Annotated in this window: 28 protein-coding genes and 1 pseudogene; 13 read left to right on the top strand and 16 right to left on the bottom strand. The window is 50.4% G+C overall.

The features are described 5' to 3' along the window. A complete protein-coding gene (locus tag IC804_RS09315) occupies positions 1-228 on the bottom strand; it encodes a YuzB family protein (protein WP_008880747.1) in 228 nt (75 codons plus the stop codon). Between the two features lie 173 nt (positions 229-401). On the opposite strand from IC804_RS09315, the gene IC804_RS09320 reads away from it, so the two are divergent. Further along, a complete protein-coding gene (locus IC804_RS09320; RefSeq protein WP_029761105.1) occupies positions 402-1,055 on the top strand; it encodes an RsfA family transcriptional regulator in 654 nt (217 codons plus the stop codon). Between the two features lie 109 nt (positions 1,056-1,164). On the opposite strand, the gene IC804_RS09325 is transcribed toward IC804_RS09320, so the two are convergent. From IC804_RS09325 to pta, 3 genes are read right to left on the bottom strand one after another with little or no spacing between them, the layout of a single operon-like run. Beyond that, positions 1,165-2,025: an octanoyl-[GcvH]:protein N-octanoyltransferase gene (locus tag IC804_RS09325; RefSeq protein ID WP_081157464.1), complete on the bottom strand. Its 861-nt coding sequence runs from the start codon at positions 2,023-2,025 to the stop codon at positions 1,165-1,167. Then, positions 1,982-2,278, bottom strand: coding sequence for a hypothetical protein (locus tag IC804_RS09330; protein ID WP_081157463.1), 297 nt, complete (start codon positions 2,276-2,278; stop codon positions 1,982-1,984). The genes IC804_RS09325 and IC804_RS09330 overlap by 44 nt, the downstream gene beginning before the upstream one ends. A 60-nt stretch (positions 2,279-2,338) precedes the next feature. Further along, a complete protein-coding gene (gene pta / locus IC804_RS09335; protein WP_081157462.1) occupies positions 2,339-3,313 on the bottom strand; it encodes a phosphate acetyltransferase in 975 nt (324 codons plus the stop codon). Positions 3,314-3,547: 234 nt separating this feature from the next. On the opposite strand from pta, the gene hemQ reads away from it, so the two are divergent. The 5 genes from hemQ to IC804_RS09360 all read left to right on the top strand — a co-directional run bounded on the left by hemQ (position 3,548) and on the right by IC804_RS09360 (position 7,172). Beyond that, entirely contained in the window at positions 3,548-4,294 is a 747-nt protein-coding gene (gene hemQ / locus IC804_RS09340; RefSeq protein ID WP_035499495.1) for a hydrogen peroxide-dependent heme synthase, read from the top strand. Between the two features lie 293 nt (positions 4,295-4,587). Then, positions 4,588-5,016 (top strand): cell wall hydrolase, encoded by a 429-nt coding sequence (locus tag IC804_RS09345; RefSeq protein WP_008880752.1) that lies wholly within the window; start codon positions 4,588-4,590, stop codon positions 5,014-5,016. Between the two features lie 24 nt (positions 5,017-5,040). Further along, positions 5,041-5,613 (top strand): spore coat protein GerQ, encoded by a 573-nt coding sequence (gene gerQ, locus IC804_RS09350; protein ID WP_008880753.1) that lies wholly within the window; start codon positions 5,041-5,043, stop codon positions 5,611-5,613. Positions 5,614-5,749: 136 nt separating this feature from the next. Further along, entirely contained in the window at positions 5,750-6,250 is a 501-nt protein-coding gene (locus tag IC804_RS09355) for a hypothetical protein (protein WP_008880754.1), read from the top strand. A gap of 19 nt (positions 6,251-6,269) precedes the next feature. Further along, positions 6,270-7,172, top strand: coding sequence for a prenyltransferase (locus IC804_RS09360; protein ID WP_081157461.1), 903 nt, complete (start codon positions 6,270-6,272; stop codon positions 7,170-7,172). Positions 7,173-7,225: 53 nt separating this feature from the next. Here the strand turns inward: IC804_RS09360 and IC804_RS09365 are convergent, their stop codons facing one another. From IC804_RS09365 to IC804_RS09380, 4 genes are all read right to left on the bottom strand, one after another. Continuing rightward, positions 7,226-7,597, bottom strand: coding sequence for a DUF423 domain-containing protein (locus IC804_RS09365; protein ID WP_008880756.1), 372 nt, complete (start codon positions 7,595-7,597; stop codon positions 7,226-7,228). A gap of 136 nt (positions 7,598-7,733) precedes the next feature. Next, positions 7,734-7,979 carry a cytoplasmic protein gene (locus tag IC804_RS09370; protein ID WP_081157460.1) on the bottom strand — a complete coding sequence of 82 codons (246 nt, stop codon included), beginning with the start codon at positions 7,977-7,979 and terminating at the stop codon, positions 7,734-7,736. A 243-nt stretch (positions 7,980-8,222) separates the two neighbouring features. Further along, a complete protein-coding gene (locus IC804_RS09375; RefSeq protein ID WP_008880758.1) occupies positions 8,223-8,522 on the bottom strand; it encodes a YwdI family protein in 300 nt (99 codons plus the stop codon). A gap of 16 nt (positions 8,523-8,538) precedes the next feature. Then, on the bottom strand, positions 8,539-9,228 hold the full coding sequence (locus tag IC804_RS09380) for a uracil-DNA glycosylase (protein ID WP_008880759.1): 690 nt from the start codon (positions 9,226-9,228) through the stop codon (positions 8,539-8,541). A gap of 146 nt (positions 9,229-9,374) precedes the next feature. Here IC804_RS09380 and IC804_RS09385 point away from each other — a divergent pair, with 146 nt between their 5' ends. From IC804_RS09385 to IC804_RS09395, 3 genes are read left to right on the top strand one after another with little or no spacing between them, the layout of a single operon-like run. Further along, positions 9,375-9,725 carry an STAS domain-containing protein gene (locus tag IC804_RS09385; protein WP_081157459.1) on the top strand — a complete coding sequence of 117 codons (351 nt, stop codon included), beginning with the start codon at positions 9,375-9,377 and terminating at the stop codon, positions 9,723-9,725. Continuing rightward, positions 9,722-10,210: an anti-sigma B factor RsbW gene (rsbW, locus tag IC804_RS09390; RefSeq protein WP_008880761.1), complete on the top strand. Its 489-nt coding sequence runs from the start codon at positions 9,722-9,724 to the stop codon at positions 10,208-10,210. Before IC804_RS09385 ends, rsbW begins: the two co-directional genes overlap by 4 nt. After that, on the top strand, positions 10,170-10,940 hold the full coding sequence (locus IC804_RS09395) for a sigma-70 family RNA polymerase sigma factor (protein WP_008880762.1): 771 nt from the start codon (positions 10,170-10,172) through the stop codon (positions 10,938-10,940). The genes rsbW and IC804_RS09395 overlap by 41 nt, the downstream gene beginning before the upstream one ends. Before the next feature lie 49 nt (positions 10,941-10,989). Here IC804_RS09395 and IC804_RS09400 read toward each other — a convergent pair whose 3' ends face one another. The 8 genes from IC804_RS09400 to IC804_RS09435 form a co-directional block, all read right to left on the bottom strand. Beyond that, entirely contained in the window at positions 10,990-12,870 is a 1,881-nt protein-coding gene (locus tag IC804_RS09400; protein WP_216367104.1) for a SpoIIE family protein phosphatase, read from the bottom strand. A 244-nt stretch (positions 12,871-13,114) separates the two neighbouring features. After that, entirely contained in the window at positions 13,115-13,750 is a 636-nt protein-coding gene (locus IC804_RS09405) for an FMN-dependent NADH-azoreductase (RefSeq protein ID WP_008880764.1), read from the bottom strand. 181 nt (positions 13,751-13,931) lie between these two features. Beyond that, a complete protein-coding gene (locus IC804_RS09410; protein ID WP_008880765.1) occupies positions 13,932-14,081 on the bottom strand; it encodes a hypothetical protein in 150 nt (49 codons plus the stop codon). A gap of 266 nt (positions 14,082-14,347) precedes the next feature. Then, positions 14,348-15,730, bottom strand: a complete 1,383-nt coding sequence (locus IC804_RS09415; protein ID WP_029761097.1) for a glycine--tRNA ligase — start codon at positions 15,728-15,730, stop codon at positions 14,348-14,350. Positions 15,731-15,994: 264 nt separating this feature from the next. Next, positions 15,995-16,870, bottom strand: a complete 876-nt coding sequence (locus IC804_RS09420; RefSeq protein ID WP_050772213.1) for a glycosyltransferase family 2 protein — start codon at positions 16,868-16,870, stop codon at positions 15,995-15,997. Positions 16,871-17,068: 198 nt separating this feature from the next. Continuing rightward, positions 17,069-18,265, bottom strand: a complete 1,197-nt coding sequence (locus IC804_RS09425; protein WP_008880768.1) for an MFS transporter — start codon at positions 18,263-18,265, stop codon at positions 17,069-17,071. A gap of 330 nt (positions 18,266-18,595) precedes the next feature. After that, positions 18,596-19,090: a PTS sugar transporter subunit IIA gene (locus IC804_RS09430; RefSeq protein ID WP_008880769.1), complete on the bottom strand. Its 495-nt coding sequence runs from the start codon at positions 19,088-19,090 to the stop codon at positions 18,596-18,598. A gap of 92 nt (positions 19,091-19,182) precedes the next feature. Continuing rightward, positions 19,183-20,244 (bottom strand): tartrate dehydrogenase, encoded by a 1,062-nt coding sequence (locus IC804_RS09435; protein WP_008880770.1) that lies wholly within the window; start codon positions 20,242-20,244, stop codon positions 19,183-19,185. A 145-nt stretch (positions 20,245-20,389) separates the two neighbouring features. Between IC804_RS09435 and IC804_RS09440 the strand changes: the two genes are divergently transcribed. From IC804_RS09440 to IC804_RS09455, 4 genes and pseudogenes are all read left to right on the top strand, one after another. After that, entirely contained in the window at positions 20,390-21,625 is a 1,236-nt protein-coding gene (locus IC804_RS09440) for a PucR family transcriptional regulator (RefSeq protein ID WP_008880771.1), read from the top strand. A gap of 117 nt (positions 21,626-21,742) precedes the next feature. Further along, positions 21,743-22,876 (top strand): alanine dehydrogenase, encoded by a 1,134-nt coding sequence (ald, locus tag IC804_RS09445; protein WP_008880772.1) that lies wholly within the window; start codon positions 21,743-21,745, stop codon positions 22,874-22,876. A gap of 318 nt (positions 22,877-23,194) precedes the next feature. Beyond that, complete coding sequence (pdxK, locus tag IC804_RS09450) at positions 23,195-24,010, top strand: pyridoxine/pyridoxal/pyridoxamine kinase (protein WP_008880773.1); 816 nt, start codon at positions 23,195-23,197, stop codon at positions 24,008-24,010. 92 nt (positions 24,011-24,102) lie between these two features. Further along, positions 24,103-25,439: pseudogene (locus tag IC804_RS09455) on the top strand (IS1182 family transposase); the annotation flags it as partial. Positions 25,440-25,950: the final 511 nt, after the last annotated feature.

A 25,950-nucleotide genomic window follows, 5' to 3' on the forward strand; every position in this document is an offset into this window, starting at 1 on the left:
TTAGCGGCTTTTCAGTCTTTCGGCAATTTTATCGATCAGTTCGTCTTCCGTCAGCGCCGCTACTGGGCGATTATTGACGAAGGCGAACGTTTTTTTCCGCCCCGGACCGCAATATGACTGGCAACCGATTTTAATGACCGCATCCGGATCGAGCTTTTTCAGGCGCGGAAGCAACGTCTTTAAGTTCGGTGCCTTGCAGTCGTCGCAAACGCGAAACTCATTTGCCATCACTTGTCATCCCTTTCCACAGCGTTTGCTTTGTGTATTCTACCGCTTTCGCAGGAAAATTGCAAGCGGGCGGCTTTCATTCTTGCAATTTGCCAATCCTGTAAACTTGCAACGTATAAATTTGTTTCTTTTTGCCCATCCTTTTACTAGAAACGAAAAAGGAGTGGGGAATGATGAAGCAACGACAAGATGCTTGGACGGAAGAAGACGATTTGTTGTTAGCGGAAACCGTGCTTCGCCACGTACGCGAAGGAAGCACCCAGCTGAACGCATTTGAAGAAGTTGGTGACAAATTAAATCGGACGTCGGCCGCCTGCGGGTTCCGTTGGAACGCGGTCGTCCGCCATCGGTATGAAGAAGCACTCCAGCTAGCGAAAAAGCAACGAAAAGAACGACAGCGTCTGCTTGCCAAACAAGGCGGTGCTAGAAAGCGCCGTCTGTATGAACCACCGATGCCGTCATTAGAGGAGCTCGGCGACATCATGCAGTTGCCGGCCGTCATTCCAGCACCGCAGCCTCAATCAGTCACACTTGATCAAGTAATCGCCTTTTTGAAAACGTTCCAATCGCACGAACAGAAACGGGAAACGCTGATCAAAGAAAATGAACGGCTGCGCCGCGAAATTGAAGAATTAAAGCAAAAAAATAAGGAACTAGAGGAACAGGTTGCGAAATTAGAAGAAAACTCGTCGACTGTCCAAGAAGATTTTGAGACACTTGTCAAAATCATTAATCGAGCACGCAAAATGGTGTTAAAAGAGGAAGAGGAGCGAGGTCTGACCTTCCGCATGGACCCCAATGGAAACTTAGAGAAAATCGCCGAGTAATGAAACAGGATGCCGATGGAGAACTGCGGCATCCTTTTCTTTCGTCGGAAAACGGCGATCTTCTCGATAGCTGGCAAGGCGGCCTCATTCATCCGAAGCGAAATGAATGTTACCGTTTGATGCCTTCGCTCGGTTCTGTGATGGATACGTTGGCGTTCCGTTCGACGATGCGTGCCCAATATTGTTCATACCATTCCCATTCCTCACCATCGAGGGCGGACGAATACAAAGCACCGCCAAACGATTGAAGCGTGCGCCAAAGGGCAACCAACAGCTCGTCAACCGACAACTCGCGGCCGATGAGTTCAGAAAGCGATGCCATCACTCCTGGGACGACATCAGGATAGGTAAATTTCGTTTCTTTCCCTTGCCGACCGAGCTCGTAAAAGCAGCGGATGAGCTCAGCTCGTTCAGCTCCGCTGCCGGTGACGCAAAGATAAATTTGTACCGCGACTCCACCGCGCACGCGCCGCTGTGAAATGCCAGCGAATTTTTTCCCGCCGATGCTTAAGTCATAGCTGCCTGGGCAGTACGAGCCAACAACTTCTCCCGCTTCGATGTTGGCGCCGTAGGGGGCAAGCATGGCTGCAATGAGCGCGTACATCGCTTCATATCCCTGTTCGATGGCAATCGTGTGTTTTTTCGTTTCTGGAAAAATAAGTGATATGTTCAGCACCCCGCTGTCAAGAACGACAGCCAATCCACCGGAATTACGCACGACGACACGGTACCCTCGCTGGCGCAAAAACGCAACGGCCTCATCAATATACGGAAGTTTTGTATCCGCGGCGCCTAAAACGACGGTATTCTCATGCACCCATGTGCGGACGACGGCATCAGACCGCCCGGTACCGACCGCGGTGCATAGCGTATCATCAGTCGCAAACGACTGTTTTGCGTCAAATAACGAGCCGAAATGCGATTGATCAATCACTCGCCATTTTCGTTGCTGCAACAATTCGTTCATCATTAGCTGCTAGCTCCTTATTCTTCATCCGTTTTTTGATTATGATTATAACATAACCAAAGCGGATGCCTCTTATCTCGTCCCCATTCACTGCGGCATAACGAAAAATGATGGAGTAAAAATGACTGGGAATGGAACGCACAATGCGAGAAAACGTGGAGAATACTTCACCGCCGAACATCGAAAAAGGTGTCCCGCGTTGTTGGGACACCTTTTTGGCTTGCTTTTCTCGCATGCGTGAAACCGTGCGCTCCATTAACCACTGCTTTTAAAGGGCTGGACACACCGATGCATAGCCGTTCACGAAAGCATCGTCCTATAATGATTGAGCTGCCGTAATCAAGGCGAGCTTATAGGCATCTTCTGCGCTGCAGCCGCGTGATAAGTCGTTTACCGGCTTGTTCAGCCCTTGCAAAATCGGGCCGACCGCTTCAAAGCCGCCGAGGCGTTGGGCGATTTTGTAGCCGATGTTGCCTGCCTCGAGGCTCGGGAAAATAAAGACGTTTGCATCGCCTTGAATGACCGAATCCGGCGCTTTCTTTTTCGCTACTTCTGGCACGAACGCCGCGTCAAATTGAAACTCGCCGTCAAGAACGAGGTCAGGAGCCATTTCCTTCGCCAATCGCACAGCCTCTGCGACTTTTTCCGTTTCCGGCGACGAAGCCGAGCCTTTCGTCGAAAAGCTAAGCATGGCCACGCGCGGATGGAGGCCGAACATAGCAGCCGTCCGGGCGCTCTCGATCGCAATTTCGGCCAAATCTTGGCTGTCAGGGGCAATGTTGATGGCGCAGTCGGCAAACACATACTTCTCCTCGCCGCGCACCATAATGAAAACGCCGGACGTTTTGCGGACTCCCGGTTTCGTCTTAATAATTTGCAAAGCCGGGCGCACCGTATCGGCTGTCGAGTGAGCCGCCCCGCTTACGAGACCGTCCGCTGCGCCTGTATAGACAAGCATCGTACCGAAATAGTTTTCATCCAACAACAGTTTGCGTGCTGCTTCTTCCGTCACTTTCCCTTTACGGCGCTCAACGAAAGCGGAAACGAGCTGATCAAACTCCTCATAGTCGCGTGGATTGATGATGTCCACTCCGTCAAAAGGTAAGCCAAGCTCCGCTGCTCTCGCTTTGATCGCTTGTTCATCGCCAAGAACGATCGGCAGAAGCACTTGTTCTGCCGCCAATCGGCTTGCCGCCGTCAAAATGCGGTCATCCGTTCCTTCCGGAAATACAATTTTCCGTCCGGTGCCAACCACTTTCTCCTTTAATGCTGTAAATAAATCGTTTGCCACGATTCATGCCTCCTTTATGATCGGTTGACGTTTTCCCTGCGGGACACACCAACCTTCCTCTACCATTAAGCATACCTCTTTATATGCGAAACGCAATCATAGTAAGCCCTTCCAACAAATAATTCACCTTTTGGCACAATTCAGTCTACTTTTGCCCTGTGCACCGATGTCCGCTTTTTTGGGCAAACTATGGTATAGTAATACTGTACTATTGACCGATAAGGAGTGACGATGATGAGTGAAGCGGCCCAAACGTTAGACGGTTGGTATTGTTTGCATGATTTCCGTACGATCGACTGGAGCGCGTGGAAAATGTTGCCAAACGAAGAACGTCAAGCAGCGATTGACGAGTTTTTGGCGCTCGTCGACAAATGGGAAACGACCGAAAGCGAACAGCAAGGCAGCCATGCGATTTACACGATCGTCGGGCAGAAAGCGGACATTTTGTTTATGATTTTGCGCCCGACGCTCGATGAGCTTCATGAGATTGAAACGGCGCTCAATAAAACGAAACTTGCCGAGTATTTGCTGCCGGCGTATTCGTACGTCTCGGTCGTCGAATTGAGCAACTATCTAGCGTCCGGCAACGAAGATCCGTATCAAATTCCGGAAGTGCGCCGCCGCTTGTACCCGATTTTGCCGAAAACGAACTACATTTGCTTCTACCCGATGGATAAGCGGCGCCAAGGCGATGACAACTGGTACATGTTGTCGATGGAACAGCGGCGCGAGCTCATGCGCGCTCACGGCATGACCGGTCGAAAATACGCCGGCAAAGTGACGCAAATCATTACCGGCTCTGTCGGTTTGGACGATTTTGAATGGGGTGTCACCTTGTTTTCCGATGATGCCCTCCAGTTCAAAAAACTTGTTTATGAAATGCGCTTCGATGAAGTGAGCGCTCGCTTTGGCGAGTTTGGTTCGTTTTTCGTCGGCAACCGCCTAGCGGCTGAAAACGTACCGACCTTCTTCCATATTTAACAGCAATGAGGGTGTCTCAAAAGCATGAGACACCTTTTTATTACCACATCCAACGGATTCTTCGCTCTATATCTTGTACACACAACGAAGGATCGACGGCTTTTTCCGTCAGTCCCTGCCTTGCTTCCCCGCTGTTTTGGACAACCATATGGTTTTCTGTCATATGAGGCTTGGTTTCCCCATACATATAAAATCAGAAATTCCCTTTGGAAACAGTCTGTCCGTCTGTCACCATTTTCTTTCTCCATCAATAGCCTATTACTGTCGAAATTGATAACGACCGAGGTGACGATATGGCTGTTGTAGCCCATACAGAAGAAGACGTGAAGCTGTTAGCCCGGCTGATGCGGGCCGAGGCGGAAGGAGACGGGCGGCTTGGGATGCTGATGGTCGGCAATGTCGGCATTAACCGCGTTATTGCCGATTGTCTCGATTTCCGCGGTCTCCGTTCAATCCGGCAAATGGTATTTCAGAGCCCAGGCGGTTTTGAAGCGGTACAAAAGGGATATTTTTACCAACGGGCACGCGAAGTAGATATCGGCTTGGCCCGTCAAGTCATCCGCGGTTGGCGCTACCATCCGGCGACAAATTCACTTTGGTTTTTTAGACCACCTGAAGGCCAATCGTGCCCGCCACAATGGTTTAACCAATGGAACTCCGGCCGCTACAAATCGCACTGCTTTTTTGCACCGAGCCAATCCGACTGCCCACGTGTTTATTAACATTTTTATAGAGGAGGTTTTTTTATGTCTAACCATACAGAAAACAACTTCTATCCGCTTGACGAGGAGCAACAACCGTTTTATTATGCGCCGTTCGATCAAGAACGGCAACAACCGTATGCATCCTATCCTTACGGTTACCCGTACTCACAGCCGTATTATCCTACAACGTATCCGTATTATTATCCACAAGCGGCCGCTCCAACGATGATGCCGATGACTACTGCACCAACGTCAATGCCGACACCGACAACCGCCGCCGCCCCTGCCACCGCAGGCCCCTCGATTCCGGGGATGTTGCCGATTGAAGAGTCGTACATTGAAAACATTTTGCGGCTAAACAGAGGAAAAACCGCCACGGTTTATGCGACGTTCGAAAACAACCGCGAATGGAATGCGAAAGTGTTCCGCGGCGTCATTGAGGCGGCTGGGCGTGACCATGTCATTTTAAGCGACCAGCAAACGGGCACGCGCTATTTAATTCCGATGATTTATGTCGACTACGTCACGTTTGAAGGAGAAATCGCCTACGAATATCCATTCGCGGGAAGTACAGCCGCGACCACAACGCCGCTTGCTACGTATTCTCCACGCTAAATTGAAAAACAGTCTTTTGACAAGAAGGTTGCTAAAGGCAACCTTCTTTATTTTGGCTGACGTGATGGCCATCACAAGTTGTCGCCACCTAGCTGTATATAATGGTGGTAAACAACACAAAAAGAGGGGTCTGTTTATGGCTTGGACGTCGCGTGATTTTCTGCTCGGGGTACATCTTGTCGCGGCGATCATGTGGGTAGGAGGCGTGGCATTCATCGGCTGGGCGGTGTATCCCGCCTCCCGATTCATGCGGCCGCTTCAGCGCCAGCAATTTTTCCGATCGCTTATGCAGTGGTCGCACCGGCCGCTCGCCGCAGCAGGCGCCGTCGTCATCACCACCGGCATATGGCTTGGCACAGCTGCTGGGCCGATTCACAGTTGGGCGGATGTATGGCTGACCGCCTATGGCCGTGTATGGCTGACCGCCCTCCTCACAGGAACCGCCACGCTCGCTTGGGGGATGTTTGTCGGTTACCGCAAAGCGATGACCGTGTTTGCCGATGAAGAACTTTGGCAACAAGCCGAACATGGCAATGACGCACCGTTAAAAAACGCGATGACTTCGATCATTGCCATTCAGTCGGTCGAAGCGGCCGGGTTTGTCGTACTCATCCTATGCATGCTTTTACTTTCCTGATGGAAACGAGGGGTTGGCATTGCGATATGAACATTGCGAAGAAGATCAGCGTTGGTTTTATCGTTTTTCATGGTTTCACTTAATGCGTCCGTTGACATGGAGCGGGACGATCAGCCCTGTGCTGGCCGCTACCGCGCTGGCGGCAAAAAAAGGAGCTGTTCGGATCGACGTGTTGTTGGCAATGCTGGCCGCCTCTGTGCTGATCCAGTCGGCAGTCAACATGCTGAATGACTATTTCGATCGATTGCGTGGCCAAGACGTTGATAAATGGACAAACAAGCATGACGACGGTCCCGCCCATCGCTCGATCCCTGCCGTTGCGAGCGCCATGCTGACCGCCGCGGTTGCGTTAGGCGCGTACTTGGCATGGCAAAGCTATGCAGCTATCGCGTGGATCGGCACCGTAGCGATCATATGCGGGATTGCGTATTCAGCCGAGCCACGCCCGCTCGCCTCGCTCGGCTTAGGCGAGTTGACTGCCGCTACTTGTATGGGGCCGGTAGTGACCGTACTCGCTTATGCCGTACAAAGACATGCGCCAAACGCCGCTCCGTTTGCCTTGTCCATCCCGTTCGCCTTGCTCATTGCCTCGATGATTTTGACGAACAACATCCGCGACATCGAAAAAGACCGACCGTTTCGCCGCACGTTAGCCATTCGGCTTGGACGGAAAAACGCAGCACGGCTTCTCGCTGTTTTGCTCGCTTCCACCTACTTGTCGATCGCCGTCTTAATTTTTTGGCATGTCGTCCCTTTGCTTGCTGCGATCACAGTGCTCGCACTGCCGCTTGCTATCCGGCTTTGTCTTTGTTTCCGTCCCAGCGCTAGCCGAGCTGAGGAAATCAGCGGCATGAAATGGGCCGCTCGGCATCATTGGGCGGTTGGTCTGCTACTGACGTTAAGTCTATGGCTTTCACCATAAGATGAATATAGACGCCAGCCAAAAAAACGGAGCGCTCGGCTCCTGCGCTCCGTTTACAACCATTTTAACGCCGCATAACCAATCATCACCCAGGCGATTAAAAAAGCGACACCGCCAAACGGGGTGATGGCACCAAGCGGCTTGATTTGCGTGACACTTAATATGTATAAACTGCCGGAAAACAGCACAATCCCCGCCAACATCACCCAGCCGGCCACACCGATCAACCCAGCATTCGGTGCTTTGCCAAGCAACAGACCGACCACAAGCAATCCGGTCGTATGAAACATTTGGTATTGCACTGCCGTTTTCCAAGTTTCTAAATAACGGTCCGGAATTTTCCCCTCGAGGCCGTGCGCACCAAATGCTCCCAATGCGACGGCCAAAAACGCGTTCAACGCGCCAAGAAAGATGAATGTTTTCATCGTGACACCGCCTCTTTCTAATCTAAGATTCCTTCTTTATTTATAAAATAGTGACATGCTACAACAACACGCATCCCCAATCAGAATCAACAAGGAGCCGCCTTCTTTTTATTTTATCAGGATAAGACCATGTTTGTTAGAACCATTCTTGACGCATACGTTTTAAAAAGCTGCGGGCAATCGGAAAGCCGGAGCCTTCGCCGATAACAGAATCAATTCCACAGTACGGGCAAAGTGCTGTATCTCCCTGATCAACCCACTCTGTAATCTCCCCCGGGCTAAAAATGGCCAAACAATGAAAACAGCCGCATAGCGCATCGTTTTGTAGATATTTTCGATTGTGAGCGCTGAAACGATGTGCAGCTCTGACATCTTGCTGCATCCATGTGCCCCCTTGTTTCTACGTTTTTTGACGACTCATCCCACCCGGCTTTTTTATAACGAAACGAGCCGCTTCGGAGCATGGCTGGTTGGACTCATGCCCAAGCCGGAGAGCCGCTCGTTATTCTCCGGCGCAAACAAAAGTAGACAGCCTAATAGAGGAAAAACCTTTCACTCTAGTAGCGAAAAACCTGCGGAAAAGAGCAAATGACAAACTTTCTTTGCGGCTGTTGCAAGTATGTCATCAAAAATCCAACAACGACTCCCCGTTCGCATCATCATCAATGTCAGGAGATTTCCCGCCAGTAGACATGCCGCCAACCGAAAAACCAACCGCAGCGGGGAACGATCCGCCGGCGACAAGCGGCTCTGTCGAGACAGACGGAACGGACGGCTGCGGCTGATCTGTCGTTTCCAGCATTAAGTCGCATAAAGCACGAACAGCGGCGATGTGTTCGCGCATCCGCTGCGGGTCGTTCGTAACTTTCGCTTTCCGAAGCTCGTCTTCCATTTTGGCGACAACAGCAGCAAAAGAAATGGACATGGTGTTTCCTCCTTGTTCATTCGGCGCGGGCGCCGATGTTTTCGATTTGCCAGTCGATCGGTTCGCGTCCGCACTTTGTCAAAAATGCGTTCGTCCGCGAAAACGGGCGGTGACCGAAAAAGCCGCGCGCGGCAGAAAACGGGCTCGGGTGCGGCGCCTCGATGATATGATGACGCGGGTTCGTGATGCGTTCTTTTTTCTCTTGCGCGTTCCGCCCCCAAAGCAAAAAGACGACTGGATCGTCTTTTTCGTTGACGAGCTCAATGACGCGGTCGGTGAAATGTTCCCACCCTTTGCCGCGGTGGGAATTTGCCTGGCCGCGCCGAACCGTCAGCACGGTGTTTAGCAACAGCACCCCTTGCTTTGCCCATTTCACGAGGTAGCCGTTATCCGGTATGTAACAGCCAAGGTCATCATGCAGTTCTTTAAAAATGTTGACCAAAGACGGCGGCACCGGAACGCCCGGCTTAACGGAGAAACTCAACCCGTGCGCCTGCCCTGGGCCGTGGTACGGATCTTGCCCGAGCAACACGACTTTGACGTTCGCGTACGGCGTATAATGAAGGGCGTTGAAAATATCGTACATATCAGGATAAATCGTTCGCGTCCGGTACTCTTCTTTTAAAAACTCGCGCAGCTTTAAGTAATATGGCTTTTGAAACTCCTCTTCTAGAAGCGGAGCCCAATCGTTTTTTAAAATCGGCATTGCAGCCACTCCTTTGGCATTGGCTTTTTTCTTTTCTGTTTCAAATAGTATAAAATATGGGTATATCCATTGTAAACGTCTTAGGGGTGGACAACCTTATTATACGATGACGAAGCCAAACCATCGAGTATTTGGGGTGAACCAACATGGACAGGAAACGATTTCATATCGTTCATGACGAACAGCCAGATCGGCACATGGTATACATAAAAGGAGAGCTTGATTTAGCGGCGGCCGAACAGTTTCAGCGCGCTGTCGAACCGCTTGCCAATGACACAACGAAACTGCTTGTCATCCATTTAGACGAATTGACGTACATTGACAGCACCGGCATTGGCATGCTGGTCGCACTGTTGAAAACGAGAAAAAAGCAAGGAGCGCGGTTTGCCATTGAAAACGTGCCGCCCAAGGTGCAGCGTTTGTTTGATTTAACGGGAGTATCTTACTTTTTTTCCGAAGCGAACGATACGACAGAAAGGATCGGAGGCCAATCATGAAAGAGCATGAAACCGTCGTACAACTATCGATTCCAGCTGATGCGCAGTTTATCGATATCGCGCGTTTGACGTTGTACGGGCTGGCCGCTAAGATGGGATTTTCGTATGAAGAGATTGAGGATATGAAAGTCGCTGTTTCAGAAGCATGCAATAACGCCGTTTTGCATGCGTACAACGGAAGAAGGGGAATGATTCATCTCCGCTTTGAAATGAGCGCCGATGCCTTAGCGATTGTTATTAAAGATGAAGGCAAAGGATTTGATTACAAACAAGTAGCGAAACAGGCAGCACCACTGTCCGCTAAGCCGATTGAGGACGTCAAAATCGGCGGTCTCGGCCTCTTTTTAATGGAAGCGCTCATGGACGATGTAAGTGTCACAACAGCGGACGGAACAGAAGTCCGCCTCACGAAATTCCGCCATCGCGGCGAAGGAGAGCATGCCCATGAATGTATATCCCCCTCCTCTGTCCAAGAGCAAGCTTGACGCCCTCATTTCCGCCTATCAACAAACAAAGACGGAAGAAGCGGCGACAGCACTGCTCGTTCGCTTCGAGCCGCTCATTGCGGCCGCAGCAAAAAAAATGGCGCGCAGCCGTCCTGATTTTTATGAGGACTTATTTCAAGTCGGACGGTTATCGTTTTTGCGCCTCCTTGAGCATTACGACCCGAACCAAGGAACAAGCTTTGAATCGTATGCAATGAAAAGCTTGATCGGCTATATGAAAAACTATTTGCGCGACAAAGCGTGGTATATTCAAGTACCGCGCAGAGTGAAAGAAAACGGAAGCAAAGTGCAGAAGGCGATCGATGAGCTGACTGTCACACTTGAGCGATCACCGAACATCGAGGAAATAGCCAACCATTTAGGTTTATCGGTCGAAGAAACGATTGAAATTTTGGCTGGCCGCGACCATTATCAGGCGATTTCCATCGATGCCCCCGTGCAAGACGGGGAAAAGGACGCAACGACCATCGGCGAATTTCTTGCCGATGACACGAATGAGGTCGAGGCGCTGATCGAGCGGCTTGACTTGCAAGAAGCCATCGGCAAGCTGAGCGAGCAGGAGCGGATCGTCATCGAGGCGGTGTTTCGCCGCGGAGAAACACAGCGCTCGCTCGCTAAACGGCTCGGCGTCTCCCAAATGACGATCAGCCGCATCCAAAAGCGGGCGATTGAAAAACTGAAGCGGCAGCTTGCCGCCTATTCGTCATAATGGCAGAAGAAAGCGCCGCCTTCACCATCAAGCAGTATAAACGCTGATGTCAACGGCGGCGCAATAGCAACAACGTCTGATCGTCTTTTTGCTCGTATTGGTGATACGCTTTCACCTGCTCGTACAAATCGTGAACAACTTGTGAGGCAGGCTGGTCGAGGTTGGTGCGGGTGACCATTGAGGCGAGGACAGAAAAGCCATCAGCCACTTCTTCCCCGCGCTTTTCCGTCACTCCGTCCGTGTACAACAACACAAAATCTCCTGGTTCTAGTGCAACCGATTTGGTCTCAAACGAAAATTGCGGGAACAAGCCGAGCGCGCATCCTTTGGCGTGAAGGGGCACGCATTGTTTCGTTTTCGCCCGGTATAGAAGCGCCGGCTCATGCCCGGCGCACGCATACGAAAATACGTGCGTTTTTTCATTGTAATTGCCGACAAACATCGTTACAAACATCGACGGTTCGGTGTAGTCATAGGCGAACCGATTCAACAAGTCAAGATACACATGCGGCTGCGTCCCATAATGGACCGTGCGGTCTAAAATAAATTTCATTAGTGTCATGAGCATTGCGGCTGGAATGCCTTTTCCCGACACATCAGCAATGCCGACAGACACGGATGTTTGGTGAACAGAAAAGCGGTAAAAATCGCCGCTTAATACCCGAGCGGGAACGCTGAGGACACCGATGTCGACATAGGATGGCAAATTCGCTTCGGAAGACGTCTGCAAGAGCGCACGCTGCATATTCGCTGCAAGCGACAATTCAAAATCAAGCTGTTCACGCTCTCGTTCAAGCCGCTCTTTCTCTTTTTTCTCCGTCATGTCGCGCAACACAGCGACAAGCCCCGTCAGCGCACCGTTTTCGATTACTGGCGCCAGCGTGTAGCTCACCGGCAAACAAACACCGTCGTATCGGCAAAATGACTCTTCCTCAACGCGGATCACTTCGCCGCTTTTCAACCGTTTGACGACGTAGCGCAGCTGCTTCCAATCCCATGCGTCACCGTTCGGCCCAGCAAGCGAAACAAAAGAAAATAACGGCTTTCCTTTCGCTTCGTCAGGGACGACACCGAGCAGTCGACCGGCTTCTGGGTTCATCCAAACGATTTGCCCGTCTCGGTCTAACATCATCAGTCCTTCGCCAAGGGCGTTCGCCATCATTTCCAGCTGCTGTTCGTGTTGCTTGAGTTCTACATACGGCTTTTCAATCGTCTCCACATACATAGCCCGCAAGACATACAAAAATCCGGCCACTTCGTACAGCTGCCCCCATAGCACATGCCCAGGGCCCAACATCAGCAACACTTGGCCAAAAGCGAACAACAGTAAAGCCATCAACCAGTACAAGGGGGAAGGAGAGCCGCCTTGCCGATAGCGACGCCATACGATCGCGGCGGCTGCTGCATCAAGCAATCCAACCGCCCCTTCTCCCGCCTGCCACCAAAGCGGCCAGCGGCTCGTCCCATCTCCCAGCCAAAGCGACGCTGTAAAATGGAGCAATAGACCGATAGCAGCTGTATAAACCAAGGCCATCAAAAACGCCTGCCAACGCTGTCCGCTGTGCCGTTCCATCACCTCGTCCGGACGTGAAAATAAAAAGAGCAACCCCCAAGCGATCGTAAAGCGAGCAGCAAGCGAAAACAGCGACGCTTCACCCGCGTCCGCGAATGAAAGGAGAAAATGAAAGGAAAACAGCGATCCTGAGGAAAAAAATAACGCCCCCATCACGAGCCGCTCCATCGACAGCGTATGGGGAAACACCGCCCATCCTTGCATGGCGACAAGCCAGCAGACGACAACGGCGGCAAGCCCTAAAGCAAGATGAATAGAATGATAGAAACTAGGGGGAAAAGAGAGCCGCCCTGCAGTGAACAAAAGCACGCCAAATAACGTGGTTGCCAACACTGCCGCTATGCTGTGCAGGCGCATTCGCCGATTTTGTCTATGTTCGTTCACAAATGGTGAACCCCCACTCTTTGTTTATATGGTTTATTATACCATACGTCATCTAACTGACGTATAGGAACGTCAAAGCGCTTTTCTGTTTTCTTTGGCTCCCACAACAAAAAAGAGGCTCTCCAAACAGAGAACCTCCCCAGATGAATAGTTGGCCATTTCCCGCGCAATATTTACTATCATAACAGAATCGAGAAACACAGCCTGCCTGTCTCGATCAAAATGTATGAGCCAATTCTTTTGCCCGAGCAATGGCGTTCGCTTTAATTTCTTCCGCTTTTTCCGGCACGGCCGCATGTCCCTCGACAAACAGGCCTTCAAATGATGGTACGCCAAAAAATTGCATGATAATTTCTAAATAACGGTGTCCCATTTCCATTTGTGCTGCTGGGCCTTCCGAATAAAAGCCACCACGCGCCTGAATGTGGAGCGCTTTTTTATCGGTGAGCAACCCGATCGGTCCTTGTGCCGTGTATTTGAACGTTTTTCCAGCTACAGCCACTGCATCAATGTATGCTTTCAATACCGGTGGGAAGGAAAAGTTCCACATCGGCGTGACGAACACGTATTTATCAGCGGTGATGAATTGATCGCACAGCTCATTCATCCGTCCAACTTTCGTTTTTTCTTCGTCGGACAGCTGTTCAAACGACTGACCGGAGCGAAGCTTGCCCCAACCGCTGAACACATCGACATCGATTTCCGGAATATACTCTTTATATAAGTCAAGATGAATGACCTCATGGTCCGGATGCACTTGTTTATATGTCTCAATAAATGCCTTCCCGACCGCCATGCTGTATGATTGTGTATCGTCGTGAGGATGGGCGGTGATGTACAATACTTTCGCCATGATGCATACTCCCTTTCTTAATGGTCTCATCATTTTAGTGTTTACTGTTGTTGAACACAGCATACACTTATCTCTAAATCAAATATCTCGAATACAAGGTAATTATATAAGGATGGTGGAAGCTTGGCAAGTCATTTGCTCAAAAAAAAATTGCCCTTGAGGCAATTTACATACGGATCGGCTATTCACCTTGTTCAACAGCAAATGGGTTGCCGCTAATTTGTTTTCGTATTTCGTCCGTGAGCGTAAACGGTTCGTTGTTCACCATATTTTCATCCGCGTCACCAGGATAATGACCACTACCATCGTAATAGATCGGTTTCCCTTCCATAGTGGTTCCCCCCTCGATTCATGCAGGATACAGGAACTATTATGCATTTCTATTTTACCATTTATTCGATAAAATTTCGATGTTATTTTGAAATTTTTTCTATGAAATCAATTCCGTTTCCACACATCTTCCGATCACCCGCCTACTGGTTGGGCCAAAAAAAGAGGGCATCTCAAAAACAATGAGATACCCTTTCTCCATGACTGTATATGCGCATTGACAGATTCACCATTCTATAATCTTTTGAGTCAACCCCGCCCATTTCATTAAAAGGCAATTTTTTTATCCAAAAAGGCTTTGAGCTCCCCAATCGGCAACCGCACTTGTTCCATCGTGTCACGGTCACGAACGGTTACTTGGCCATCTTGCTCGGACTCAAAGTCGTACGTGATACAAAACGGCGTGCCGATTTCATCTTGACGACGATACCGCTTGCCAATCGAACCTGTTTCATCGTAGTCGACCATGAAATGCTTCGCGAGCTCTTCATAAATTCGGCGCGCTCCGTCACCCAGCTTTTTCGATAACGGCAAGACAGCTGCTTTGTACGGCGCAAGCGCTGGATGCAAATGCATAACTGTCCGGGTCGTGCCGTCTTCGAGCTCTTCCTCGTCATAGGCGTCAATCATAAACGCGAGCGTGACACGGTCGGCACCGAGCGACGGCTCAATGCAGTACGGGATGTAGCGCTCATTCGTTTCTTGGTCAAGATAATGGAAATCCTCACCGGAGTGTTCCATATGCTGTTTTAAGTCGTAATCGGTGCGCGACGCAATGCCCCAGAGCTCGCCCCAGCCGAACGGGAACTGATACTCGATATCAGTCGTCGCATTACTATAGTGGGATAATTCTTCTTTCGTATGGTCGCGCAGGCGGATATGTTCTTCGTTCATGCCGAGCGACAACAGCCATTCCTTGCAAAATTGTTTCCAGTAGTCGAACCATTTCAGCTCTTCGCCCGGTTTGCAGAAAAACTCAAGCTCCATTTGTTCAAATTCACGTGTGCGGAACGTAAAGTTCCCTGGCGTAATTTCGTTGCGGAAACTTTTTCCGATTTGCGCGATGCCAAACGGTAATTTTTTGCGCATCGTGCGCTGGACGTTTTTAAAATTGACAAAAATACCTTGGGCCGTCTCCGGGCGCAAATAAATTTCGTTAGCGCTTGATTCGGTGACACCTTGGTATGTTTTGAACATTAAATTAAACTGACGCACGTTCGTAAAGTCACGACTGCCGCATTCTGGACAAGCGATGTCGTATTCACGGATAAGCTCTTCCATCTTGGCAAGCGGCAAACCGTCAACGACCATCTCAATTCCTTTTTCTTCAAGTGCCTGCTCAATCAGCTTGTCGGCGCGATGACGCGCTTTACACTGTTTGCAGTCGACCATCGGATCGTTGAAGTTGCCTAAATGGCCGGATGCTTCCCACGTTTTTGGGTTCATTAAAATGGCAGCGTCCAAACCGACATTGTGTGGCGATTCTTGGACGAACTTTTTCCACCACGCCCGTTTAATGTTATTTTTCAGCTCGACACCGAGCGGACCGTAATCCCATGTGTTCGCCAGCCCACCGTAAATTTCCGACCCCGGAAACACGAAGCCGCGATGCTTGGCGTGGGCAACGATTTCTTCCATTGTTGCAGCCATGTCATCATCCTCCTCCATATTCGATTTCCAACAATCAAAAACGCCCTCGCCCCTAGGCTTACTGCCTAGGGACGAGAGCGTAGCTCCCGCGGTTCCACCCTAGTTGATGCGCCAATGGCACATCCACTTTTCCATGTTTCCGCTCCGGACTGCCGTTTCATTAACCGTCTTCACCGGGCTTCCACCGCCCCCGGCTCGCTTTAGAAGAGAGGGTTAACTACTATTGATCCGTCATCGCGATTCGTTATACGATTTTGTTCACTATCATAGCAAACCCAAAAAACTCCTGTCAATAGTTGCCCTCTTTTTTTGCGTCCAAAATCGCGACACCATCGGCTGACCGTCCCAGATGACTTCGCTTTCAGTTCGGCGACGCGCGACTTCCGGCTCGTCAAGCAACAGCCAAAAGTTTTTCACCGGCAAGTCGCCAAGCCCATGCTTCTCGCAAAGCCGCCGCAAGTAATGTCGCCGCTTGTCTCCCATTTGTCGCGACATATTGTCGCCGTCCGGGCTGAACGCATACAAAACAGTCGCCGCCGCGACACGAGTGACGCGACAAGCGGACGCGGCACGCAAAAAGAAGTCCCAATCCCAATAATGATGAACCGACACATCAAAGTAACCGATTTCGTCATGAAGCGCTTTCCGATACACACTTCCGGACGGGACGTACGTTGAGAACGTCCGCATCGCTTCCAAATCATACTCATAGGCAAATAAAAAGCGGGCCATCGGCAAGCGTTGGTCATTTTCTACCCGATATTGGACAATCTCCGCATCGGAATAAGCGAAATCCGCATGCTCGAGCGCCGGTACCATCCGCTCTAAGTGGCATGGTAAAAGCAAGTCATCGTCATCGCAAAGCATAATGTATTCACCGCGCGCCGCTTGGACGCCTACGTTGCGAGCCGTCACATGTCCTTCGTTGCAGCGGTCGATGAGTCGGATCTCAAGCTCTGGGTACAAAGCGACAACATCATGAACCGGGACGCCGCCATCATTGACCACAATCACTTCAAATGAACGATACGTCTGCCGGCTGAGTGACTCGAGCAACTCGGCTAACGGATAGGGACGATTGTACGTCGGGATGACGACCGATACGAACGAATCCACCGAAAATCCACCGCCTCTCTCCATGTTCCCAAACAAAAAGGGGCTTACCCTTAAGGTATCGCCCCTGTTTTTTGGTTGTCAACTTAGAAGGTTGGTCATGTGAATGGAGAACGTGATGCAAAACATGCATCTTCTTAAATAAAGAAATCTTGCAAACGTTAACCTTTTCCCTCATCCGAAGACCGCTGCACGATGGAAAAACCATCGTTTTTCTCCATCCTGTTAGACGAGTTCTTGCTGCTTCGTTTCTTTGCCAAGAACGGCGACCGCGAGGACAGCAACAAGGACCGACAGGCAGAACAACGTAAAAATCGCTGTCACTGACACGCCTTGAGTAACAAGGGAGCCGACCAACAGCGGCCCAAAAATGCCACCGATGCGGCCAAACGCCGCCGCCATACCGGCCCCGGTCGCACGGATTGACGTCGGGTATTGCTCCGGCGTGTAGGCGTACAGCGCCCCCCAGGCGCCAAGGTTGAAAAACGAGAGGAAGATGCCAGCTGCCATCAATCCAACAAGCGACTCGGCCGTACCGAAAAAGTAAGCACTCGCCGCTGTACCAAGCAAATAGGTGGTCAAAACAAACTTCCGCCCCGCCCGCTCGATCAGCCATGCGGCGCTGAAATAGCCAGGCAGTTGCGCCAAGGTCATGATGAGCACATATTCAAAGCTTTGGATTAAACTAAATCCCTTCATCACCATAACACTTGGCAGCCATAAAAACATGCCGTAGTACGAAAAGACGACACAAAACCAAAGGAGCCAAAGCATCGTCGTTTCCTTCCGATACGGAGCCGACCATACTTTCGCAATGTTGCTCCATACCGTTTCTTCTTTTTTTGTCGCTACAAACCGCGGTGAATCCGGCAATTGGAGGCGCAAATAAATGGCGTACAGCGCCGGTACGGCCGCCAACCATAACGCCACTCGCCAACCGTAAGTCGGAATGACAAAATACGAAATGAGCGCCGCCAGCAACCAGCCGCCGGCCCAAAAGCTTTCAAGCAGCACGACGACCCGGCCGCGGTCAGCCGCCGGCACCGCTTCGGAGACTAATGTCGAGGCAACCGGCAACTCACCGCCAAGCCCCATGCCAATCAAAAAACGAAGCACCAAAAATGCGGCCAACGTTGTCGTCAACGCTGACAGCCCGCTGCCGACCGAAAACAATAACAATGTGATAATAAAGACGTTTTTCCGGCCGATCCGGTCAGCCAGCAACCCGAACAAGAGCGCCCCGACCGCCATGCCGATCGAGTTGATACTGCCGATCCAGCCGACCTGCCCTGCATTTAAGTTCCAATCTTTTTGCAAGGCGGCCATCAAAAACGACAACATACCGACATCCATCGCATCAAACAGCCAGCCAAGGCCGGCGATACCTAACAGCTTGCGCTGGGAAATCGTCTGTTGATTCATGTATATCCTCCTGTCATTATTGATGTCAAGACAGAACCTATATCCATTATAGAAGCGGTTCAGCGCAAATTCAATCATATATTGATCATTTTCTCACAAAACGAACCGTCACATACAATGACCGCTCCCCTTCACTCACGCTTGGAAGTGAGGGTTTCTCGGTTCGAAATGATAAAAAAAAGCCGCCAAACAATTCCCCCTCGTTTGACAGCTTTGTAGATGCAAGCATATTTTAGCGTTCCCATTTCTCGATATCCATATGAAGATACCCGTGAGTGCCAATTCCAACCGGCTGGTTATCCTGATGTGAGGAAAACCGGGCGGTGAATGTTATTTCATTTTTACATGAAATAAGACGGTCTCCCCTTTTGTCGCCGAGCCTTCAGCCTTTTTCTCAAGGGTAGCAAGCGCGTCGCCGTTCGTAATGATGATCGGCGTAATGGCGCTTTTCGCCTTTTCACGAACGAGCGAGAAGTCAACAGAAAGGAGCCGCTCGCCTCGTTTCACCCGGTCGCCGGCCTGTACATGGGCGGTAAACCCTTCTCCGTTCATCGCCACCGTATCGATGCCGACATGAATAAGCAGCTCAACCCCTGCTTCCGAGCGCAAGCCAACGGCATGTTTCGTCGGAAAAAGCTGAATGACTTCGCCATCCACTGGAGCGACAACGTCCCCGTCCGTTGGATCAATGGCGATACCGTCGCCCATCATTTTTTGCGCAAACACCGGATCAGGCACGTCCTCAAGTGGCACGACCGTCCCACTCAGCGGCGCAACAATCGTTTCTTCCTCTGACTGTTTTTTGCCAAACCATTTTTTGAACAACGTATGTCATCCTTTCTTTGTCAGTTCTTCCGACAACAAGTATACCCGAATGGAAGGAAACTGCAAACCGCGCCGCTTGCTGCTCTGACGGGTCAAGCATGCTCGCGCAAGCGTCGGCAAATTTCCGCGGCTACTTCCTTCGTCGTCGCCGTGCCGCCGATATCCGGCGTTTTGACGCCGTCGGCCGTAACCTCCTCGACTACGTTTAACAACAGAGCGCCGAGTTCTTCTTCACCGAAATGGTCAAGCATTAATTTGGCCGTCCAAATTTGCCCGATCGGGTTGGCAATGCCTTTGCCGTAAATGTCGGGCGCTGAACCGTGCACGGGCTCAAACATTGACGGGTACTTGCCGTTGACGTTTATGTTCGCCGCCGGAGCGATGCCGATGCTTCCCATAATGGCGCCGCCGAGGTCAGTCAAAATGTCGCCGAACAAGTTGCTTGCGACAACAACGTCAAACATGTGTGGCCGTGTGACAAAAAAGGCCGCCAACGCGTCGATATGGTACGACGCGGTCGCGACATCCGGATAGTCGCGCTTGACGTCGGCGAACACTTCGTCCCAAAACGGCATCGTATGGAAAATACCGTTTGATTTCGTTGCGCTCGTCACATGCCTTTTCCGCTTTTGGGCCAGCTCGAACGCGTAGCGCATCGCCCGCTCCGTTCCTTTGCGGGTAAATACGGCGTTTTGGATGGCGATTTCATCTTCACCGCGATGAATGCGCCCACCGACTTCGCTATATTCACCTTCGCTGTTTTCACGGACGACGATGAAATCAAATTCGTGCGGCTCCGCAAGCGGGGAGGACAAGCCGCGGAAATATTTCGCCGGACGGATATTGATCACTTGTTCAAATTCGCGGCGGATTTTCAAGAGCAAGCCCCATAATGAAATATGATCGGGAACAAGCGCTGGATTGCCGACCGCTCCAAGAAAAATGGCATCAAAATTTCGCAAAATCGATAACCCGTCATCCGGCATCATTTTGCCGTGTTCAACATAGTAGTCACAGCTCCACGGAAATTCGGTGAACGAAAACGTCATCCCCCCATGGACATCGGCGACGGCCCGCAGCACATCCAACGCTGCTGGCACGACTTCCTTACCGATGCCGTCGCCCGGAATAACAGCGATTTCCCACTTTTTCACAACCATCTCCTCCTTGTCCACTCTCTCTTTGCCATTCATTCAACAAAAAGTGCACTCACTCCTCTTTCTTTGTAGAATGCATGAACAATCCTCATTTATGGTAAAATCAAACTAAAATCCTATGGACAATGCGAGGGAAACAAATATGTCTCATTACAATGACCCGTTCCGCGGCGAGTTTGACAGCCTTGAAGAGTTTGCCGACCGCGTCAGCGACGTGCTGCGATGTCCGGTGACCATCGAAGACGCGAACCATCGGCTCATCGCCTACAGCGCCCATGATGATTACACCGACCCGGCACGGACGGCGACAATCATCAGCCGACGCGTTCCAGAAAAAGTGATTAACAGCTTATGGAAACAAGGTGCCATTCCAGCGTTGCTGAAAAGCCGTGAACCGGTGCGCGTTCCACCAATTGAAGGTGTTGGCCTCGGCAGCCGCGTCGCCGTCTCCATTTGGAAAAACGATGAAGTGATCGGCTTTATCTGGGTGCTCGAAACGAACCGGACGCTCTCGCCTGAGGAGATGGAATGGCTGAAGCTGGCGGCCAAAGCGGCGAAAAATAAAGTGTTGCAACTGTATATGCGCAAAAACAAAAAAGAAGAACGAGTGCAAGAGCTGTTTTGGAAACTACTCACCAGTCATATCGCGACCGAAGATGAAATCCGTGCGCACCTTGCCGCGATGCAAATTACGGCAGCGCCGCAGTTTGCTGTCGTCGTCTTCCGTTTTGCGGCCGATTTGACCACCGAAATGGAACGGCAAATTTCCTATTTATTACAAACAACTCAGCAACTCCCGCTCCTTCTCTATACAACCGACAGACGTAACGTCATTTTGCTAGCAGCGCCGAAAACAGATCAGCCGCTAAAAGAGCTGAACGAATTCATCGAGTCGTTTTCTGCGAAGATGAAAGAGCGATTTCACATTCATGATGTGCAAAGCGGATTCGGTGGCGTATACGAGTCATATCGTCTGATCGAAAAAAGCTACCGTGAAGCGCTCGCCGTACTAGCGCTGAAAGAAAAATTCGGCAATGAAATAAAGACGGTTTACGGCTACGCCCAGCTCGGCATTTACCAGTTTTTTGACTTTTTGCTTGAGAAAAAGCGGCAAGGGGAATGGGCCAACCCAGCTTTAGCCAAGCTGCACATATACGATAAAAAACATCATAGCGATTTAGTGAAAACGTTCGAAACATTCTTTGATCATAATGAAAACGTGCAAGAAACCGCCGACGCCCTCAACATTCACCCGAACACGCTTGCTTACCGGTTAAAAAGAATCGCTGACATTGCTGAGCTTGATCTCAATGATATGAATCAAAAAATCAAATTATATATCGATATTAAATTAGCAAAATATGAAGCGCACAGTTAATTTGTGAAAATCCACAAAAACTGTGTGCTTCTTTTCTCTTTTTTGAACAATGTCCGACCTGCTCCTTTTCTTTTATACTATAGGTGCAGCCACTTCTTACGAGGAGGAACGATATTGATGATTATTGGAGTACCAAAGGAAATCAAAAATAACGAAAACCGTGTCGCGATTACGCCAGCAGGCGTTTTGTCATTCGTTCAAGCAGGACATAAAGTGCTCATCGAAAAAGAGGCAGGAGTTGGAAGCGGTTTCAGCGACGACGATTACATCCGCGCTGGAGCGCAAATCATTGAACGTGCCGAAGACGTTTGGGCACAGGCTGATATGGTAATGAAGGTAAAAGAGCCGCTGCCAAGTGAATACGGCTATTTCCGTCCAGGTCTCATTTTGTTCACGTATTTGCATTTGGCGGCAGAGCCGGAATTGACTCGCGCCTTAAAAGAAAGCGGTGTCATCGCCATCGCTTATGAGACAGTGCAAGTCGGCCGCACGCTGCCGTTGTTGACGCCGATGAGTGAAGTCGCTGGACGGATGGCGGCGCAAATCGGGGCGCAATTCTTAGAAAAACCGTACGGAGGAAAAGGCATTTTGCTTAGCGGCGTTCCTGGCGTTGCCCGCGGTAAAGTAACGATCATCGGCGGTGGGGTCGTCGGTACGAACGCAGCAAAAGTCGCGGTCGGTCTTGGTGCAGACGTGACGATCATCGACTTGAACGCTGACCGTCTCCGTGAGCTCGACGACATTTTCGGCCACCAAATTACAACGCTCATGTCCAACCCGATGAACATCGCTGAAGCAGTTGCTGAAGCTGACCTTGTCATCGGTGCGGTTCTCATCCCAGGCGCACGGGCACCGAAACTCGTCACGGAAGATATGGTAAAAGCAATGAAACCGGGTTCGGTCATTGTCGATGTCGCCATCGACCAAGGCGGTATCGTTGAAACGAGCGACCACGTCACGACACATGACAACCCGACCTACGTCAAACACGGTGTCGTCCACTATGCAGTCGCTAACATGCCGGGTGCCGTCCCGCGCACTTCGACGATCGCCTTGACGAACGTCACGATCCCATACGCTTTACAAATCGCTAATAAAGGCGTTATCCAAGCCATTGCTGACAACCCGGCGCTCGAGCTTGGCCTCAACGTCGCCAACGGCGAAATCACGTACGAAGCGGTTGCCCGCGACCTCGGTTACCGCTACGTACCGGCCCGCGAAGCGCTCGGCAAAACGTTGGCGGCCAACTAAACGCTAACGAATGCGGCCGGCAAAGCGCGTTGTCGGCCGCATGTTCATCGCTGCCCATTCACTGCCATAAATTGCCGTCCCATACGGACGGCTTTTTTTATTTGTTCGTCATGCAAAATCGTTTTCTTCCATCAAGACAGGCGTTGTATAATGATAATGCTTGGGAAAGAAGGACGTTTTGTGAACTGTCTAGAAAAACAGATTGTTTCGCGGCGCGTTCGCTTGTTCTCGAGATCTTTTCTGCCGATGTGGAACGACTGTTTTATCCTTGAGACAGATTCATGATATGATTTTCATTAAAAAGGAGAGTGAATCACGATGACGATGCCCAAAGCATTAACGATCGCCGGCTCAGACAGCAGTGGCGGCGCTGGACTGCAAGCGGATATAAAAACCTTTCAAGAGCTTGGCGTGTATGGAATGACGGCGATTACGACAATCGTCGCCATGGATCCGCACAATCGTTGGGCGCATCAAGTGTTTCCTGTTGACTTGGCAACGATCGAAGCTCAGCTTGAGACGATCATCGTCGGTGTCGGCGTTGACGCCTTAAAAACAGGGATGTTACCGACGACTGACATCATTGAGTTGGCCGCACGAACGATTGAAAAACACGGCTTAACAAACGCCGTCATCGACCCAGTCATGGTGTGCAAAGGGGCGGACGAGCCGCTTCACCCAGAAAATACAGTGTGCTACCGTGAAACGCTCGTGCCAAAAGCGACGGTTGTGACGCCGAATTTGTTTGAGGCAGCTCAATTATCCGGTCTGCCGCGCATTGAAACGGTGGAAGATATGAAAGAGGCAGCCGGGCGCATTCATGAGCTCGGCGCGCAATATGTCATCGTCAAAGGTGGACGGAAAATCCCGCATGACTACGCAGTCGATGTCCTCTATGACGGCAAAACGTTCGAGCTGCTTGAATCAGAACGAATTGAAACGACGTATACACATGGAGCCGGCTGTACGTTCTCGGCGGCCATCGCTGCCGAACTGGCAAAAGGCCGCCCGGTCAAAGACGCCATTGCGACCGCCAAGGCGTTCATCACCGCTGCCATTCGCCATTCATTCCCATTAAACGAATACGTAGGACCGACACACCACGGCGCTTACCGCCGCTATATGGAACAATAGACAAGGCTTCAGCCTTGTCTCAGCTTGTCGACAAAGTCGACAAGCTGTTTTATTATGAAGGTAAGACGAGGGAGAAATGGAGGAAAGGAACGATGCTTCGGCCACACCAAGAAGATGGGCGCTATACCGAAACCACGGTGAAACTGGATGATCTGGTTCCAGAGGATCACTTGGTAAGAAAGCTGGATGCGGCCATTGATTTTTCTTTTATCTATGATGTGGTGAAAGATCTCTACTCTCCTGATCATGGACGTCCGAGCATTGATCCAGTGATGTTGTTTAAAATGTATTTGATTCAGTATGTATTTGGGATTCGCTCCATGCGTGAAACCGTCGAACAAATCCGAACCAACGTCGCCTACCGTTGGTTTTTAGGACTTAGTCTTCATGATCCCGTTCCTCATCACTCGACGCCAAGTAAAAACTATGCGCGTCGTTTCGCTGGAACGGATGTATTCCATCAAATTTTTTCACGGATTTTAAAAGAAGCCTTTGAACACGGATTGGTAGATTCGAGTGTCTTGTACGTAGACTCCACTCATGTCAAAGCAAGCGCCAATAAAAAGAAGTTTACAACGGAAATGGCAGAAGTCGAAGCCAAAGCCTACCAACAGGAACTCGAAAAAGAAATCGAACGGGATCGGATCGCTCATGGAAAATCGCCGTTGCCATCTGAGAAAAAAAAAAACGGGAAGTAAAAGTAAGCAAAACGGATCCGGAGAGCGGACTGTTGGTGAAAAATGAACGGGAGCGAGTGTTTGCCTATTCGTATCATACAGCTTGTGATCGCAACGGATGGATTCTACAGACCTACGTGACGGCAGCCAACGTCCATGACAGTCAAGCGTTTTTTGTGCTGTTCGAACGAGTGAAACGGGAAATCCAATCATGTCCGGAAGCCGTGTGTGTAGACGCAGGATATAAAACTCCTGCCATTGCCAAGTATTTACTCGAACAAGGGGTAAAGCCGATTTGGCCGTACACTCGCCCGAAAACAAAAGATGGATTCTTTCGGAAATCAGATTTTGTGTATGACGAATATTTTGATTGTTATCTATGCCCCAATGATCAAGTTCTATCTTACTCTACTACGAATCGGGAAGGGTACCGGGAATACAAATCGGACCCGGCGGTGTGCCGAAGCTGTCCGTATCTTCATCAGTGCACGCAAAGCAAGAGCTACACCAAAGTAGTCACTCGCCACGTATGGCAGGACTACTATGAAGAAGCAGAGCATTTGCGGTATGTTCCGGAATACCGGGAACTCTATGCCCTCCGAAAAGAGACGATTGAACGGGATTTCGCCGATATGAAAGAGAAGCATGGTCTGCGCTGGACGCATTACCGGGGATTGGAAAAAAATGAGGCGCAGGCGATGCTTGTTTGTGCTGCCATGAATTTAAAAAAACTGGCGAATTACCTATGGAAGGCGAAGCACCGCCCTTTCTTTTCCTTTGCATGGCTTCCCATCCTACCCACTTTTTTTGAAAACATAGTCTATTTATGGAACAAAATGGGTTTCAGACATTCGTCTGAAACCCATTTTGTCAACAGTCTGAGACAAGGCTTCAGCCTTGTCTTTTTTTATCAAGCAGCAGGTGGCCGCATCGGGACATCTAACTGCCGTCTCGCCGTCAAAAACAGATTTCATGATGAGGTTTCCATGTGCAGGAGCGAAAAAAGGAGGCGCAATGATATCGAAAAGGTCTAGGATAAGGGATTCCTTCCACCTAAGCATGAAAATGGCGTGCGCATTTTCAGAAAAAAAGGGCGGTCGCGACATAGCGCAACCGCCACACCGACTTGTACTCGGATGGGGACGGGACGACATCATGCCGCGACAAACGCCCGCATCCGGACTAGAATCGGGTGACATGGTGTCGCGACAACACCTGTACTTGAGTCGGGACATACAAAATATCTCATTGATAACAGGGTGT

The sequence above is a fragment of the Geobacillus sp. 47C-IIb genome, from assembly GCF_014679705.1.
Lineage (GTDB): Bacteria > Bacillota > Bacilli > Bacillales > Anoxybacillaceae > Geobacillus > Geobacillus thermodenitrificans.